At 73.3% G+C, this 12,858-nt stretch carries 14 protein-coding genes; 9 read left to right on the top strand and 5 right to left on the bottom strand.

Going from position 1 to position 12,858, the window contains the following annotated elements; genetic code table 11:
• Nucleotides 1-73 precede the first annotated feature (73 nt).
• Together ACZ7KF_RS17970 and rbsD are read left to right on the top strand one after the other, a co-directional pair.
• The gene (locus ACZ7KF_RS17970; RefSeq protein ID WP_471075253.1) at nt 74-1,063 is read left to right on the top strand and encodes a ribokinase; all 990 of its coding nucleotides are present in this window, start codon (nt 74-76) and stop codon (nt 1,061-1,063) included.
• On the top strand, nt 1,060-1,449 hold the full coding sequence (gene rbsD / locus ACZ7KF_RS17965) for a D-ribose pyranase (protein WP_471075249.1): 390 nt from the start codon (nt 1,060-1,062) through the stop codon (nt 1,447-1,449). Before ACZ7KF_RS17970 ends, rbsD begins: the two co-directional genes overlap by 4 nt.
• Before the next feature lie 188 nt (nt 1,450-1,637).
• Here the strand turns inward: rbsD and ACZ7KF_RS17960 are convergent, their stop codons facing one another.
• The 3 genes from ACZ7KF_RS17960 to ACZ7KF_RS17950 are packed head-to-tail and all read right to left on the bottom strand — an operon-like array spanning nt 1,638 to nt 4,821.
• Complete coding sequence (locus ACZ7KF_RS17960) at nt 1,638-2,525, bottom strand: sugar phosphate isomerase/epimerase family protein (protein ID WP_471075246.1); 888 nt, start codon at nt 2,523-2,525, stop codon at nt 1,638-1,640.
• Nucleotides 2,522-3,673, bottom strand: a complete 1,152-nt coding sequence (locus ACZ7KF_RS17955; RefSeq protein ID WP_471075243.1) for a dihydrodipicolinate synthase family protein — start codon at nt 3,671-3,673, stop codon at nt 2,522-2,524. Before ACZ7KF_RS17955 ends, ACZ7KF_RS17960 begins: the two co-directional genes overlap by 4 nt.
• Nucleotides 3,670-4,821, bottom strand: a complete 1,152-nt coding sequence (locus ACZ7KF_RS17950; protein ID WP_471075240.1) for a Gfo/Idh/MocA family protein — start codon at nt 4,819-4,821, stop codon at nt 3,670-3,672. Before ACZ7KF_RS17950 ends, ACZ7KF_RS17955 begins: the two co-directional genes overlap by 4 nt.
• A 260-nt stretch (nt 4,822-5,081) precedes the next feature.
• Here ACZ7KF_RS17950 and ACZ7KF_RS17945 point away from each other — a divergent pair, with 260 nt between their 5' ends.
• From ACZ7KF_RS17945 to ACZ7KF_RS17930, 4 genes are all read left to right on the top strand, one after another.
• Nucleotides 5,082-6,128, top strand: coding sequence for a LacI family DNA-binding transcriptional regulator (locus tag ACZ7KF_RS17945; RefSeq protein WP_471075237.1), 1,047 nt, complete (start codon nt 5,082-5,084; stop codon nt 6,126-6,128).
• 257 nt (nt 6,129-6,385) lie between these two features.
• Nucleotides 6,386-7,186, top strand: a complete 801-nt coding sequence (locus ACZ7KF_RS17940; RefSeq protein ID WP_471075234.1) for a sugar phosphate isomerase/epimerase family protein — start codon at nt 6,386-6,388, stop codon at nt 7,184-7,186.
• Between the two features lie 228 nt (nt 7,187-7,414).
• Nucleotides 7,415-8,662 (top strand): MFS transporter, encoded by a 1,248-nt coding sequence (locus tag ACZ7KF_RS17935; protein ID WP_471075231.1) that lies wholly within the window; start codon nt 7,415-7,417, stop codon nt 8,660-8,662.
• 178 nt (nt 8,663-8,840) lie between these two features.
• On the top strand, nt 8,841-9,455 hold the full coding sequence (locus ACZ7KF_RS17930; RefSeq protein WP_471075228.1) for a chaplin: 615 nt from the start codon (nt 8,841-8,843) through the stop codon (nt 9,453-9,455).
• Between the two features lie 291 nt (nt 9,456-9,746).
• On the opposite strand, the gene ACZ7KF_RS17925 is transcribed toward ACZ7KF_RS17930, so the two are convergent.
• Nucleotides 9,747-10,022 (bottom strand): hypothetical protein, encoded by a 276-nt coding sequence (locus tag ACZ7KF_RS17925; protein ID WP_471075226.1) that lies wholly within the window; start codon nt 10,020-10,022, stop codon nt 9,747-9,749.
• Between the two features lie 73 nt (nt 10,023-10,095).
• Nucleotides 10,096-10,752: a hypothetical protein gene (locus tag ACZ7KF_RS17920; RefSeq protein WP_471075222.1), complete on the bottom strand. Its 657-nt coding sequence runs from the start codon at nt 10,750-10,752 to the stop codon at nt 10,096-10,098.
• 469 nt (nt 10,753-11,221) lie between these two features.
• On the opposite strand from ACZ7KF_RS17920, the gene ACZ7KF_RS17915 reads away from it, so the two are divergent.
• The 3 genes from ACZ7KF_RS17915 (at nt 11,222) to ACZ7KF_RS17905 (ending at nt 12,742) form a co-directional block, all read left to right on the top strand.
• On the top strand, nt 11,222-11,719 hold the full coding sequence (locus ACZ7KF_RS17915) for a hypothetical protein (protein ID WP_471075219.1): 498 nt from the start codon (nt 11,222-11,224) through the stop codon (nt 11,717-11,719).
• Nucleotides 11,720-11,933: 214 nt separating this feature from the next.
• Nucleotides 11,934-12,212, top strand: a complete 279-nt coding sequence (locus ACZ7KF_RS17910; RefSeq protein WP_471075216.1) for a hypothetical protein — start codon at nt 11,934-11,936, stop codon at nt 12,210-12,212.
• A 242-nt stretch (nt 12,213-12,454) separates the two neighbouring features.
• The gene (locus tag ACZ7KF_RS17905) at nt 12,455-12,742 is read left to right on the top strand and encodes a hypothetical protein (protein ID WP_471075214.1); all 288 of its coding nucleotides are present in this window, start codon (nt 12,455-12,457) and stop codon (nt 12,740-12,742) included.
• Nucleotides 12,743-12,858 lie beyond the last annotated feature (116 nt).

Here is a 12,858-nt window from a genome sequence, read left to right as displayed (position 1 = left end):
GAAGCGGGCGGGCGGCCTTCCGGAGCGTTTCCGGGGCGGCCCGCCCGGCGTCCTCTCTCAGGGGAGTCAACTGATGTACGACTACGACCTCCTGGTCGTGGGATCGGCCAACGCCGACCTGGTGATCGGCGTCGAGCGGCGGCCGGCCGCCGGCGAGACGGTGCTCGGCGGCGACCTGGCCGTGCACCCGGGCGGCAAGGGCGCCAACCAGGCGGTCGCCGCCGCCCGGCTCGGTGCCGCGACGGCGCTGCTGGCGCGGGTCGGCGACGACGGTCACGGCCGGCTGCTGCTCGACTCCCTGCGCGCGGCCGGGGTCGACACGGTGGGTGTGCTGGTGGGCGGCGCCCCGACGGGCGTCGCGCTGATCACCGTCGACCCGTCCGGCGACAACAGCATCGTGGTGTCGCCGGGCGCCAACTTCCGTCTGCTGCCCGCGGACGTCCGGGCGGCCACGAGCCTCTTCCATGCCGCCCGCGTGGTGTCGGCGCAGCTGGAGATCCCGCTGGAGACGGTCGTGGAGGTGGTGCGGAACCTGGCGCCGGACGGCCGTTTCGTGCTGAACCCCTCTCCGCCGCGCGAGCTGCCCGCGGAGGTGCTGGCGGCCTGTGATCCGCTGATCGTGAACGAGCACGAGGCCCGGGTGATCCTCGGGGACGCCTGTGTGAGCGGGGATCCCGCGGACTGGGCGCGGCTGCTGCTGGCCAGGGGCCCGCGCTCGGTGGTGGTGACGCTGGGCGCGGAGGGGGCGCTGGTGTGTGACGGCTCGGGTGTGGCCCGGGTGCCGTCGGTGACGGTGGACGCGGTGGACACCACGGGCGCGGGGGACGCGTTCACCGCCGCGCTGGCCTGGCGGCTGGGCGCGGGGGCCACGCTCGCCGAGGCGGCGGCCTACGCGGCCGGGGTCGGCGCGGCGGCCGTGACGAAGCGGGGCGCGCAGGAGTCGTACCCGACGGCCACAGAGGTCGACGCCCTGTGCGGTGCGGTGCCGGGAGGCGGCTCCCGGTCCTCCGGCCCGGTGCCGGAGGCCCCGGCCGAGGCCGGCGGGCGAGGGGAGTCGCGGTGAAGAAGGCGGGGATCCTCAACCGTCATCTGGCCGGCGCGCTGGCGGAGCTGGGGCACGGGGACGGGGTGCTGGTCTGCGACGCGGGCATGCCGATCCCGACGGGGCCGCGCGTGGTGGACCTCGCGTTCCGGGCCGGTGTCCCGTCGTTCGCGGAGGTGCTGGACGGTCTGCTGGCCGAGCTGGTGGTGGAGGGCGCCACGGCGGCGGCGGAGACACGGGCGGCCAACCCGGCGGCGGCGGCCCTGCTGGAGGGCCGCTTCCCGGAGCTGGCCGTGGTCCCGCACGAGCGGCTGAAGGAACTGTCGGCGGACGCCCGGCTGATCGTCCGCACCGGCGAGGCCCGCCCGTACGCGAACGTCCTGCTGCGCTGCGGGGTGTTCTTCTAGGTCCGGTCCTCGGACTCCCGCCGCCCGCCCGGCTGCCGGGGGTCCGACGACGGGGCCCGGGCGCCGTGGGGTGCCGTGACGTTTCGAGGGGGCGTCCCCGGCCCGACGGCCGGGGACGCCCCCTCGGTTCTCCCCTCCCCTGCCGGAACCCGAATCCCCCCCGGGGTCCCCCGTGGTTCCGACGACAGTTACGACACCGGAGGCGGCGGAATGGTTGCACCCGCTTCCCGGATCTCCCCCTGACGGACCACGTGCTCCACGAAACGCTCCGCCGTCTCCGCCAGCACCTCCCGTCCGTCCCGGGCCCACAGCCGCTCGTTGAACAGCTCCACCTCGATGGGTCCGTTGTAGCCGGCCGCCGCCACGTACCCCGTCCACTCCCGCATGTCGATCGCGCCGTCCCCGAGCTGGCCACGGCCGTTGAGGACGCCCTCGGGCAGGGGGGTGGTCCAGTCGGCGAGCTGGAAGGTGTGGATACGGCCCGCCGTGCCCGCGCGGGCGATCTGGGCGGGGGCCCGATCGTCCCACCAGACGTGGTACGTGTCCACGGCCACCCCCACCTGGTGCGCGGGGAAGCGTTCGGCGAGGTCCAGGGCCTGGGCGAGGGTGGAGACCACGCAGCGGTCGGCGGCGTACATGGGGTGCAGGGGCTCGATGGCGAGCCGGACGCCGCGTTCGGCGGCGTAGGGGGCGAGGACGGCCAGGGCGTCCGCGACGCGTTCTCGGGCGCCGTGCAGGTCCTTGCTGCCCGCGGGGAGGCCGCCGGAGACCAGGACCAGGGTGTCCGTGCCGAGCGCGGCGGCCTCGTCGACGGCCGCGTGGTTGTCGCCCAGCGCCTCGGCCCGCTCGGCGGGGTCGGTCGCCGTGAGGAAGCCGCCCCGGCACAGGGTGGTGACCGTCAGGCCGGCGTCGCGGACCAGCTCGGCGGTCGCCTCCACGCCGTACGCCCGGACCGGTTCCCGCCACAGGCCGACGTTGCCGACGCCCGACCGGCCGCAGGCGTCGACGAGTTCGGGGAGCGACAGCTGCCTGACCGTCATCTGGTTGACGGAGAACCGCGCGAGGTCCGTGCTCACCGGTCCACCCCGTACAGGCTCAGCAGGTTCTTCATCCGTTCCTCGGCCAGTCCGGGGTCGGGGAACAGGCCGAGGGAGTCGGCGAGTTCGTAGGCGCGGGCGAAGTGCGGGAGGGAGCGGGCCGACTGGAGGCCGCCGACCATGGTGAAGTGGGACTGGTGGCCCGCGAGCCAGGCGAGGAGGACGACTCCCGTCTTGTAGAAGCGGGTGGGGGGCTGGAAGAGGTGGCGGGACAGCTCCACGGTGGGGTCGAGGAGTTTCCGGAAGCCCTGGACGTCGCCCGTGTCCAGGACCCGTACCGCCTCCGCCGCCAGCGGGCCGAGCGGGTCGAAGACGCCGAGCAGGGCGTGGCTGAAGCCCTGCTCGTCGCCCGCGATCAGCTCGGGGTAGTGGAAGTCGTCCCCGGTGTAGCAGCGGACGCCCCGCGGGAGCCGCCGCCTCAGGTCGATCTCGCGCCGCGCGTCCAGCAGGGAGATCTTGACGCCGTCGACCTTGTCGGGGTGCGCGGCGATGACCTCCAGGAAGGTGCCGGTGGCCGCGTCCAGGTCGGCCGAGCCCCAGTAGCCCTCCAGCGCGGGGTCGAACATCGGGCCCAGCCAGTGCAGGATCACCGGTTCGGCGGCCTGGCGCAGCAGGTGGCCGTAGACCTCCAGGTAGTCCTCGGGGCCGCCGGCGGTGGCGGCCAGGGCCCTGGACGCCATGAGGACGGCCCGGGCGCCCGCTTCCTCGACCACGGCGAGCTGTTCCTCGTAGGCCGCGCGGATGTCGGCGAGCGTGCCGCGGGTGAGCTGGTCGGTGCCGGCCCCGCAGGCGATCCGGCCGCCCACGGCGCGGGCCTCCGCCGCGCTGCGCCGGATCAGTTCGGCCGCGCCCGCCCACTCCAGGCCCATGCCCCGCTGGGCGGTGTCCATCGCCTCGGCGACGCCCAGGCCGTGGGACCACAGGTGGCGGCGGAAGGCGAGGGTGGCGTCCCAGTCGACGGCGGCGGGCGCGTCGGGCGAGACGTCGGCGTACGGGTCGGCGACGACGTGGGCCGCGGAGAAGACCGTACGGGAGGTGAAGGGGGTGCCCGGGGAGACCGCCAGGGGTTCGGCGCGTGGTTCGTAGCGGCGCAGGGTGCCGTCCGCGCCGGGGAGGTGGAGGGTCACAGGGAGATCTCCGGTACGTCGATGCGGCGGCCCTCGGCGGAGGACCTCAGGCCCAGTTCGGCGAGTTGTACACCGCGGGCGCCGGCCAGCAGGTCCCAGTGGTACGGGGTGTCGGCGTGGACGTGTTTGAGGAACAGTTCCCACTGGGCCTTGAAGCCGTTGTCGAACTCGTCGTTGTCGGGGACCTCCTGCCACTGGTCGCGGAAGGCCTCGGTGGCGGGGACGTCCGGGTTCCACACGGGCTTGGGGGTGGCGCCGCGGTGCTGCGCACGGCATCCGCGCAGGCCGGCCACGGCGGAGCCCTCGGTGCCGTCGACCTGGAACTCCACCAGCTCGTCGCGGTGGACGCGCACGGCCCACGAGGAGTTGATCTGCGCGACGACGCCGCCCTCCAGCTCGAAGACGCCGTAGGCGGCGTCGTCGGCGGTGGCGTCGTAGGGCTTGCCCTGTTCGTCCCAGCGCTGCGGGATGTGGGTGGTGGCCAGGGCCTGCACGGAGGTCACCCGGCCGAACAGCTCGTGGAGCACGTACTCCCAGTGCGGGAACATGTCGACGACGATGCCGCCGCCGTCCTCGGCGCGGTAGTTCCAGGAGGGGCGCTGGGCGGGCTGCCAGTCGCCCTCGAAGACCCAGTAGCCGAACTCGCCGCGGACGGACAGGACGCGGCCGAAGAAGCCGCCGTCGATCAGGCGCTTCAGCTTCAGCAGGCCCGGCAGGAAGATCTTGTCCTGGACGACGCCGTGCTTGACGCCCTTGTCGTGGGCGAGGCGGGCGAGGGCGAGGGCGCCGTCGAGGCCGGTGGCGGTGGGCTTCTCGGTGTAGACGTGCTTGCCGGCCGCGATCGCCTTGGTGAGGGCCTCCTCGCGGGCGGCGGTGACCTGGGAGTCGAAGTAGATGTCGACGGCGGGGTCGGCGAGGACGGCGTCCACGTCGGTGGAGAAGTGGTCGAGGCCGTGCCGCTCGGCGATCTCCCGCAGGGCGTGCTCGCGGCGGCCGAGGAGGATCGGCTCGGGCCAGAGCACGGTGCCGTCGCCGAGGTCGAGGCCGCCCTGGTCGCGCAGGGCGAGGATCGACCGGACGAGGTGCTGGCGGTAGCCCATGCGTCCGGTGACGCCGTTCATGGCGATACGCACCGTCTTGCGTGTCACGTCAGTCCCCTTCGTGGGCGCCGCGCGCCCCGTTCGGTAACAGCGCCGATCGCGCAGCAAGCGCTTTCTATCCGGAGAAGCTAGCCTCTGGGCGGGGTCTGTACAAGACCGTGTCCGCTTCGAGTCGTTCGAGGGGGCGAACAACTCGAGGTCGTGGCCTTAAGGTCTGTCGGAACCAGGTCGCATGCCCGGCTGTCTACGAGGGCGTACGAACTGTCTGCGAAGACGTACGACGAGATGCGCGACCGGAGGACGACGAGATGACGGTGACCCTGGCGGACGTGGCGGCCCGCGCCCAGGTCTCCCCCGCGACGGTGTCGCGCGTGCTGAACGGCAACTACCCGGTCGCCGCCTCCACGCGCGAGCGGGTGCTGCGGGCCGTGGACGAGCTGGACTACGTCCTCAACGGCCCCGCCAGCGCGCTCGCCGCGGCCACCTCCGACCTGGTCGGCATCCTCGTCAACGACATCGCCGACCCGTTCTTCGGGATCATGGCGAGCGCGATCCAGGCCGAGATCGGAGGGCCGGGCGGACGCGCGGGCGGGGAACGCCTGGCGGTCGTCTGCAACACCGGCGGCAGCCCCGAGCGCGAGCTGACGTATCTCACCCTGCTCCAGCGGCAGCGGGCCGCGGCCGTCGTGCTGACCGGCGGGGCCGTCGAGGACGCCTCGCACGCGGCGGCGGTCGCGGCGAAGCTGCGGAAGCTGGCGGACGCCGGGACCCGGGTGGTGCTGTGCGGGCGCCCGCCGGCGCCGGACACCGAGGCCATCGCGCTGACCTTCGACAACCGGGGCGGCGCCCGCGCGCTCACCGACCACTTGACCGGCCTCGGCCACCGCCGGCTCGGCTACATCGCCGGCCCCGAGGAGCGCACGACCACCCGGCACCGCCTGGAGGGCCACCGCGCCGCCCTCACCGCGGCAGGCATCGAGGACGACCCGCGCCGGACCGTGCACGGCCGCTACGACCGCCGGTCCGGTCACGAGGCCACGCTGGAGCTGCTGCGCCGCGATCCCTCCCTGACGGCGATCGTGGCCGCGAACGACTCGGTCGCGCTGGGGGCGTGCGCCGCGCTGCGGGAGTCCGGGCTGCGCATCCCCGAGGACGTCTCGGTGGCCGGCTTCGACGACCTGCCGTTCAGCATCGACGCGGTGCCCTCCCTGACGACGGTCCGGCTGCCGCTGGCGGAGGCGGGCGCGCGGGCCGGGCGCATCGCGATGGGCCGCGAGGAACCACCGCCCGGGGGGATCGCCTCGATGCGAGGGGAGCTGATGGTGCGGGGGTCCTCCGGGGTTCCCCGGGGCTGACTTCGGGCGCGGGTGCGGGTGGTCCCCCGGGGTTCCCCGGGGCTGACTTCGGGCGCGGGTGCGGGTGGTCCCCCGGGGTTCCCCGGGGCTGACTTCGGGCGCGGGTGCGGCGGTGCGCCTGCGCGCCGGGTGCGCGAGGGCACCGCGGGCCGCCGGGCAGCCCCACCGCTCCTTCGGCGCCGATCCGGGCGGCCGGGACCGGCGGCTCGCGCTGCGCGCCCCGGACGAGTGACGAGCAGGGGGTAGGGTCCGTGCCCATGAAGCTGGCGTTTTCCACTCTCGGTGTCCCCGGCCTGTCCGTCCCGGACGTCCTGGCCCTCGCTACCGCGCACGGATATCACGGCGTCGAGCTGCGCGCCCACCCCGAGGAACCGGTGCACCCCGGCCTGCCCCCCGCCGAACGCGCCGAGACCGCGGCCCTGTTCCGGGGCGCCGGGGTCGAGCTGCTGTGTGTCGCCGGATACGCGCGCGTCGCCGCCCCGGGCGAGGACGCACCCGTGCTGGCGGAGATCAGGGACCTCCTCCGGCTGGCCCACGATCTGGGCGCGCCCTTCGTCCGGGTCTTCCCCGGCGGCGACCCGGACCGGCCGCGCGAGGAGTCGGACGCGATCGCGGCCCGGCGGCTCGGCACGGCCGCCGAGGACGCCTCCGCGCTCGGCGTCCGGATCCTGCTGGAGACCCACGACTCGCACCGCACCGGCGCCGACGCGATCCGGATCCTCGGCCCGGTCGGGCACCGGCAGGTGGGCGCGGTGTGGGACGTGATGCACACCTGGCTGGGCGGCGAGCAGCCGTCGGACACCTACGCCGCCCTCGCCCCGCACCTGGGCTACGTCCAGGTCAAGGACATCGTCTCCGCCGAGGACACCACCCCGCTGCCGCTCGGTGCCGGGGTGCTGCCGCTCACCGAGTGCGTGGACGTCCTGTGCCGGCACGGCTGGGAGGGCTGGCTGTGCTGGGAGTACGAGAAGCGCTGGTACGCGGGGGCCGCCCCGCTGCCGGAGCTGCTGGGCGCGGGCCGCGACCACCTGATGCGGCTGCTGGGGGACGCGGCCTAGCCGGGCCGGGCGACTGCCGAGGAACGGGCTCAGCCGGGGCCGGGGGCTGCCGAGGAACGGGCTCAGCCGGGGCCGGGGGCTGCCGAGAGACGCGGCTCAACCGGGCCGGCGGCTGCCGGGAACGCTGCCCGGCCCGGTCCGGCGGGCAAATTCGCTGGCGGGGGCCCGGACCGGCGGTTACCCTCCCTCGGTGATTCAGCAGCCGGGGCCGCGCGCCCGCTTCCGCTCATGAGCCTCGCCCGCTCACTCGTCGACGTACGACCGCTGCGTGCCTCACCCGTCTTCCGGCGGCTGCTGATCGGGCGGACCGTGTCCGTGCTCGGCGGGTTCATGACCATGGTGACGGTCATGTACCAGGTGTGGGACATGACCCGCAGCACCGCCTGGACCGGCGCGGTCGGGCTCGCGCAGGCGCTGCCGCTGGTGGTGTTCGGGCTGTTCGCCGGGGCATGGGCGGACCGCGCCGACCGGCGGCGGGTCTTCCTGGTGGCCACCGTCGGCCAGGCGGCCTGCTCCCTGCTGCTCGCGGTGCAGGGCTTCACCGGGCATGTGCCGGTGGTCGTGGTGCTGCTCCTCGTCGCCGTGCAGTCGGCCTTCGGCGCGCTCGGCGCCCCGGCCGCCGGGGTGTTCCTGCCACGGCTGCTGCCCAAGGACCAGGTGGCCGCCGGGCTGGCGCTGCAACAGGTCACCGGCCAGTCGATGATGCTGCTCGGCCCCGCGCTGGCCGGAGTGCTGCTGGGCTGGTTCGGCATCGGCGTCTGCTACCTGCTGGACGCCCTCAGCTTCGGTTTCGCCTTCTACGGCGCCTTCGGGCTGCCCGCGCTGCCGCCCGAGGGGGAGCCGTCGCGGGCGGGGCTGCACGGGGTGCTGGACGGGCTGCGGTTCCTGGCCGGGCACCGGGTGGTGCGGGGCGCGCTGATCACCGATCTCGCCGCCACCGTGCTGTCGTTCCCGGTGAGTCTGTTCCCGCTGGTCAACACCGAGCGGTTCGGCGGCGACCCGCGCACCCTCGGACTGTTCCTGTCGGCGCTGGCGGTGGGCGGGATCACGGCGGCCGGGCTGTCCGGCTCGGTGACCCGGCTCGGCCGGCCGGGCGCGGTGATGCTGTGCGCGTCCGCGACCTGGGGCGCGGCCCTGGTCCTCTTCGGCCTCTCCACCAGCGCCTGGCTCGGTCTCGTCCTGCTGGTGCTGGCCGGGGCGGCGGACGCCACGGCGGTGATGTCCCGCTCGACGCTCGTGCAGGTCCGTACCCCGGACGCGCTGCTCGGCCGGGTCACGGCGGCCGAGCAGATCGTCGGCCAGGCGGGGCCGAGCCTCGGCAATGTGCGTGGCGGCCTGCTCGCCGGCTGGACCTCCGGCGCGACCGCGCTGATCACCGGCGGGGGGCTCTGCGTGCTGGCGGTGGCGGGAGTGGCCACGACGACACCCGAACTGCGCGCGGGCGGCGCTCCCGCTCCGGAGCCGACCGGACCGTGAGCGGCCCGGTTTCCCGCACGCGGAGCCGGCCGGATCGTCGAGCGGCCCGGCTTCCTGCATGTGGAAATGGGCTACGCCATAACCCCTGATGGTTCCCCTGCGTTTTATGAGGTGCGGGTGAGTGCCCGCGAGATGTCAGGAAGGCAGGGAACCCATGAGACGGGCTACTCGAAACCGTATGATCGCCGTCACCGCCGCGTCCGGCGCGATGGCCGTGGCGCTTCCGGTGTCCGCAGCCTTCGCGGCCGACGGGGCCGACGCGCACGGCACGGCGGCCGGCTCGCCCGGGGTCGTCTCCGGCAACAACGTCCAGGTTCCGGTGCACGCGCCGGTGAACGTGTGCGGCAACACGGCGAACGTGGTGGGGCTGCTCAACCCGGCGGCCGGCAACTCCTGCGCGAACAGGGGTACGGCGAAGGCGCACGGCGCGGGGAAGAGCGGCGGCGCGTCCGCGCACGGCCGTACCTCGAACTCGCCCGGTGTGCTCTCGGGCAACGACGTCCAGCTGCCGGTCGACCTGCCGCTGAACGTCTCCGGGAACAGCGTGAACGTGGTCGGTGTGGGCAACCCGGCCGTCGGCAACGAGTCGGTCAACGGCCCCGACGAGGACACCACCGCGACTCCCGGGCCGCGCGCCCCGAGGGCTCCGGCCTCCCGGTCCCACCCGCGCCCGGCGACCGCGCTGGCCCGCACCGGTGCGGACGTCACGGCTCCCGCCGCGATCGGTGGCGCCGCGCTCGTCGCGATGGGCGCGATCCTGTACCGCCGCTGCCGCCCGGGCCGCACTCGCTGACGCTGCCCCATGGCCCCACCGAGGAAGCCCCGGTGGGGCCGTGCAGACCTGTCCGTGTCCGGCCCACGTCCGGGACGGCGAACGTGATCGCCTCACAGGAAAGTGTGTTGATCACATGTCAGATATCCACCGCATATCCGTGTCCACCTCACGATCCGGCCCCCAGGAGTCAGGGAAGACTCTCCTGGGGGCCGTGGCGTTCCCCGACCGGTGAGGGCCGAGATACGACCACCGCCCTCGCCCTCCCGGGGAGAAGAGGGCAAGGGCGGTGCGGGGCGGGTGGTGGCGGGGTCAGAGCGCCTGGTTGTTGCAGCCCATGTCCGAACCGAGGTGGCTCTGCTGCGCACCCGGGTTGCCCTCGCCGTTCAGCAGGTTGCCCGCCAGGCCGGTGAGGGCGCCGACGCTGCCGAGCACCTCGATGTTCATGTCGTGCGAGCGACACTCGACGCCCTGCGTGATGTCCAGGTCGTGGCCCGGCTCACCGTGGGCGAAGGCGGTGTTGCCGCCGAGGGTGCCGACACTGCCGAGGAGGGCACCCACGAGGACTGCCTTGTGGAACTTGCGCATTGGTTCTCCGTTGGTCGAGCGGATGAGATCTGCGACAGATCGAGCGGGGGCGCGGACGACGGTGGTGCGTCCGTCAGCCGAGTCGGGGCAGCCCCAGTTGACCGAGCGGGGGCGCCGCGACCTGTCCGAGGCCGACGGGCGACAGCTGCGGCACGCTCGGCGAACCCAGCACCGGGTTCACGAGCGGGTTCACCTGGGGGTTGACCTGCGGGTTCACCTGGGGGGCGACATGGTACGGGGTCTCCGGACCGAAGGCCTGGGGGACGGCTACCTGCGGGGTCACCTGCGGCATGACCTGCGGCATGACCTGCGGTACGACCTGCGGCTGCTGGGCGGGCGCGGCCTGCACCGGCTGTACGGGTGCGGCCTGCATCTGCTGGACAGGCGCGGCCTGCATCTGCTGCGGGTAGGAAGCCGCCTGTGCCGTCCCCTGGGAGGAGGCCGTGGCCGAGGCGTAACCGGTCTGTTGCGGCGGGGCGGCCTGGGCGACCGGCTGGTAGGCGGGAGCCGGCGCCGCGGGCTGATACGCGGGCTGGTAGGCCGGAGCCGGAGCGGCAGGCTGATAGGCCGGAGCCGGGGCCGCGGGCTGGGCAGCCGGCTGATCGGGGGCCGACGCCGGAGGAGCGCTGCCGTATCCGACGGGAGTATCGGCATGGCTGGCGCCGGCGCTGATGCCGGTCAGACCACTGGCCGCCGCTACGACGAGCGCGGCCTTGTGAAGCTTACGCATGAAACCCTTCGGCCCTTCGATACCTGAGAATGGGGATCCAGTGCATTCAGCGCGGTCGCGTGCGGTCGTGCGACACTCGCACCGCGCCCTGGGCAGCGGTCGTCTCGAGTTGCACGCGGACTTCGCATCGGAACCGGCAGCGAATTCCCTCACCCCTCTTCAGGTCCACGGTCGCTGCCCTTTCCCCGTGGAACGAGGATTCCTCGACGCGGTCACGGCGCGCTGAAGCCCGTCACCCATTTGCCGCTGCCGTCAAGGGTGTTGCGGCCGGGCCGATGCCCCCCTTGCGTCAAATGGGTGACCAAGTCTCCATGGCCGTATCCGAGTCCGCGCCGACTTCGTTCCCCTCGGGGCAAGAGCGATGGTCCATCGCAGCCGCGCTAAGCAGACAGGAAAAGCAGCAACTGCGCTGCCGCATCAGCATTTCAACCAGGTTCCGTGCACAGGTCAATGAAGGGCCGAGGATTCCATGCGCAAGCTTCAGCAGGTCGCGCTCATCGTCGCAGCAGCAGGTGGTCTGTCCGCAGTCGGTGCCGGCCCGAGCTCCGCGGCGCCGATCGGATACGGGTCCACGCCGCCGCCCGCGTCGCAGCCGGACGCCCAGGCAGCCTCGGCCGCCCACGCGCAGGCGACCGCGCAGACCTACGGCTCGCCGGCCCCGCAGGCGGCCCCCGCGCGGGGGACCGAGGTCGCCCCGCAGGTCAACCCCCAGCTGAACCCGCAGATCAGCCCTCGGATCACCCCGCAGGCCCCGCAGGCCCCGCAGGCCCCGCAGGCCCCGCAGACCCAGTCGGGACAGGGCGCCCCGGTGGGCCAGGCCAACCTGTTCCGTCCGTACCAGGAGTGCAGCCCGCAGAACCTGCTCGCCGCGAATGTCCCGGTGGCCCTGCTCGCCGCCTCCGAGACCCGGGGCGTCGACTGCACCCAGGCCAACAGCCAGGCCAACTCCCTCGCCAGCGCGCAGTAGCGCCGCCCGACGGCCGAACTCCGGGGCGAACACGGCCCCTTGGTGAACGCGTCCGACCGGCCCGTCCGTCCGCATTACGGCTTTCGGGTACTTCTGCCTCGTGATCGCGAAACCGGCGCGCCGCTGCCCGTTTTGGGGTATTTCGTATTAGTCTCCGGTAACTGTAAAAAGTCGATCTGCCCCAGATCGCACCCACCCACTCCACGGAGATGACATGCGCAAGCTTCGCAACGTTGCCGTCCTGGTCGCCGCCATCGGCTCCATCGGACTCGTCGCCGGCACGGCCCACGCCGGCGAAGGCGGCAAGGGCGGCGACAAGTTCAACATCACGCAGAGCTCGCACTGCAAGTCGCACGACCTGAACCTGGACGTCCTCGGCGAGGTCGGCCTGCTCAACGGCCTGCTGGGCAACGGGCTGAACGGCGAGGGCAACCCGGGCGCCCAGGCCACCGACATCGGCTCGACGATGGGCTGCAACAACAGCGCCCTCTAAGGTCTCGGTCGGCGCGGGGCGCCGGACGACACAGGGTCCCGGCACCAGCCTTCGGGCAGGGCGCCGGGACCTTTCGCATGCGCCGGGACTCGTGCGCCGCGCCAACAGACCGCCGAAGCGGCGAGAATTAACCACATTCGGCGCGTCGTTGACCCTTTCGGACATTTTCGTATCAGTCTTGGTGACTGTACGAACGCCGATCTCTCACGGGTCGCGTCCACACTCGTTCCACCGGAGATGACATGCACAAGCTTCGCACCGCCGCCGTCCTCGTCGCCGCACTCGGGAGTGTCGGGCTGCTGGGCGCCGGCAGTGCCCACGCCGACCACGGCTGGGGCAAGCGTGGCGACGAGTTCAACATCAAGCAGAGCAGCAACTGTACGTCGCACGACACCAACGCCGACATCCTCGGCGAGGTCGGCCTCATCAACGGCCTGGGCGGCAACCTGCTGAACGGCGAGGGCAACGCGGGAGCGCAGGCCACCGACATGGGCTCCACCATGGGCTGCAGCAGCAAGGTCGGCCTGTAGCACGAAGGAAACGCGGCGGTGGGCCAGCCGAGGGCGCGGGGCGCCGCCCCCTTTTTTTGGGGGACGGCTTTTCCCCCAAGCACCAGCGTTCCGTAGCGCAGGGGGACTCCTCCCCC

Source organism: Streptomyces sp. NPDC038200, from assembly GCF_055600785.1.
Note: the sequence above shows the minus strand (reverse complement) of the source record. Positions and strands in the feature narration are given on the sequence as shown.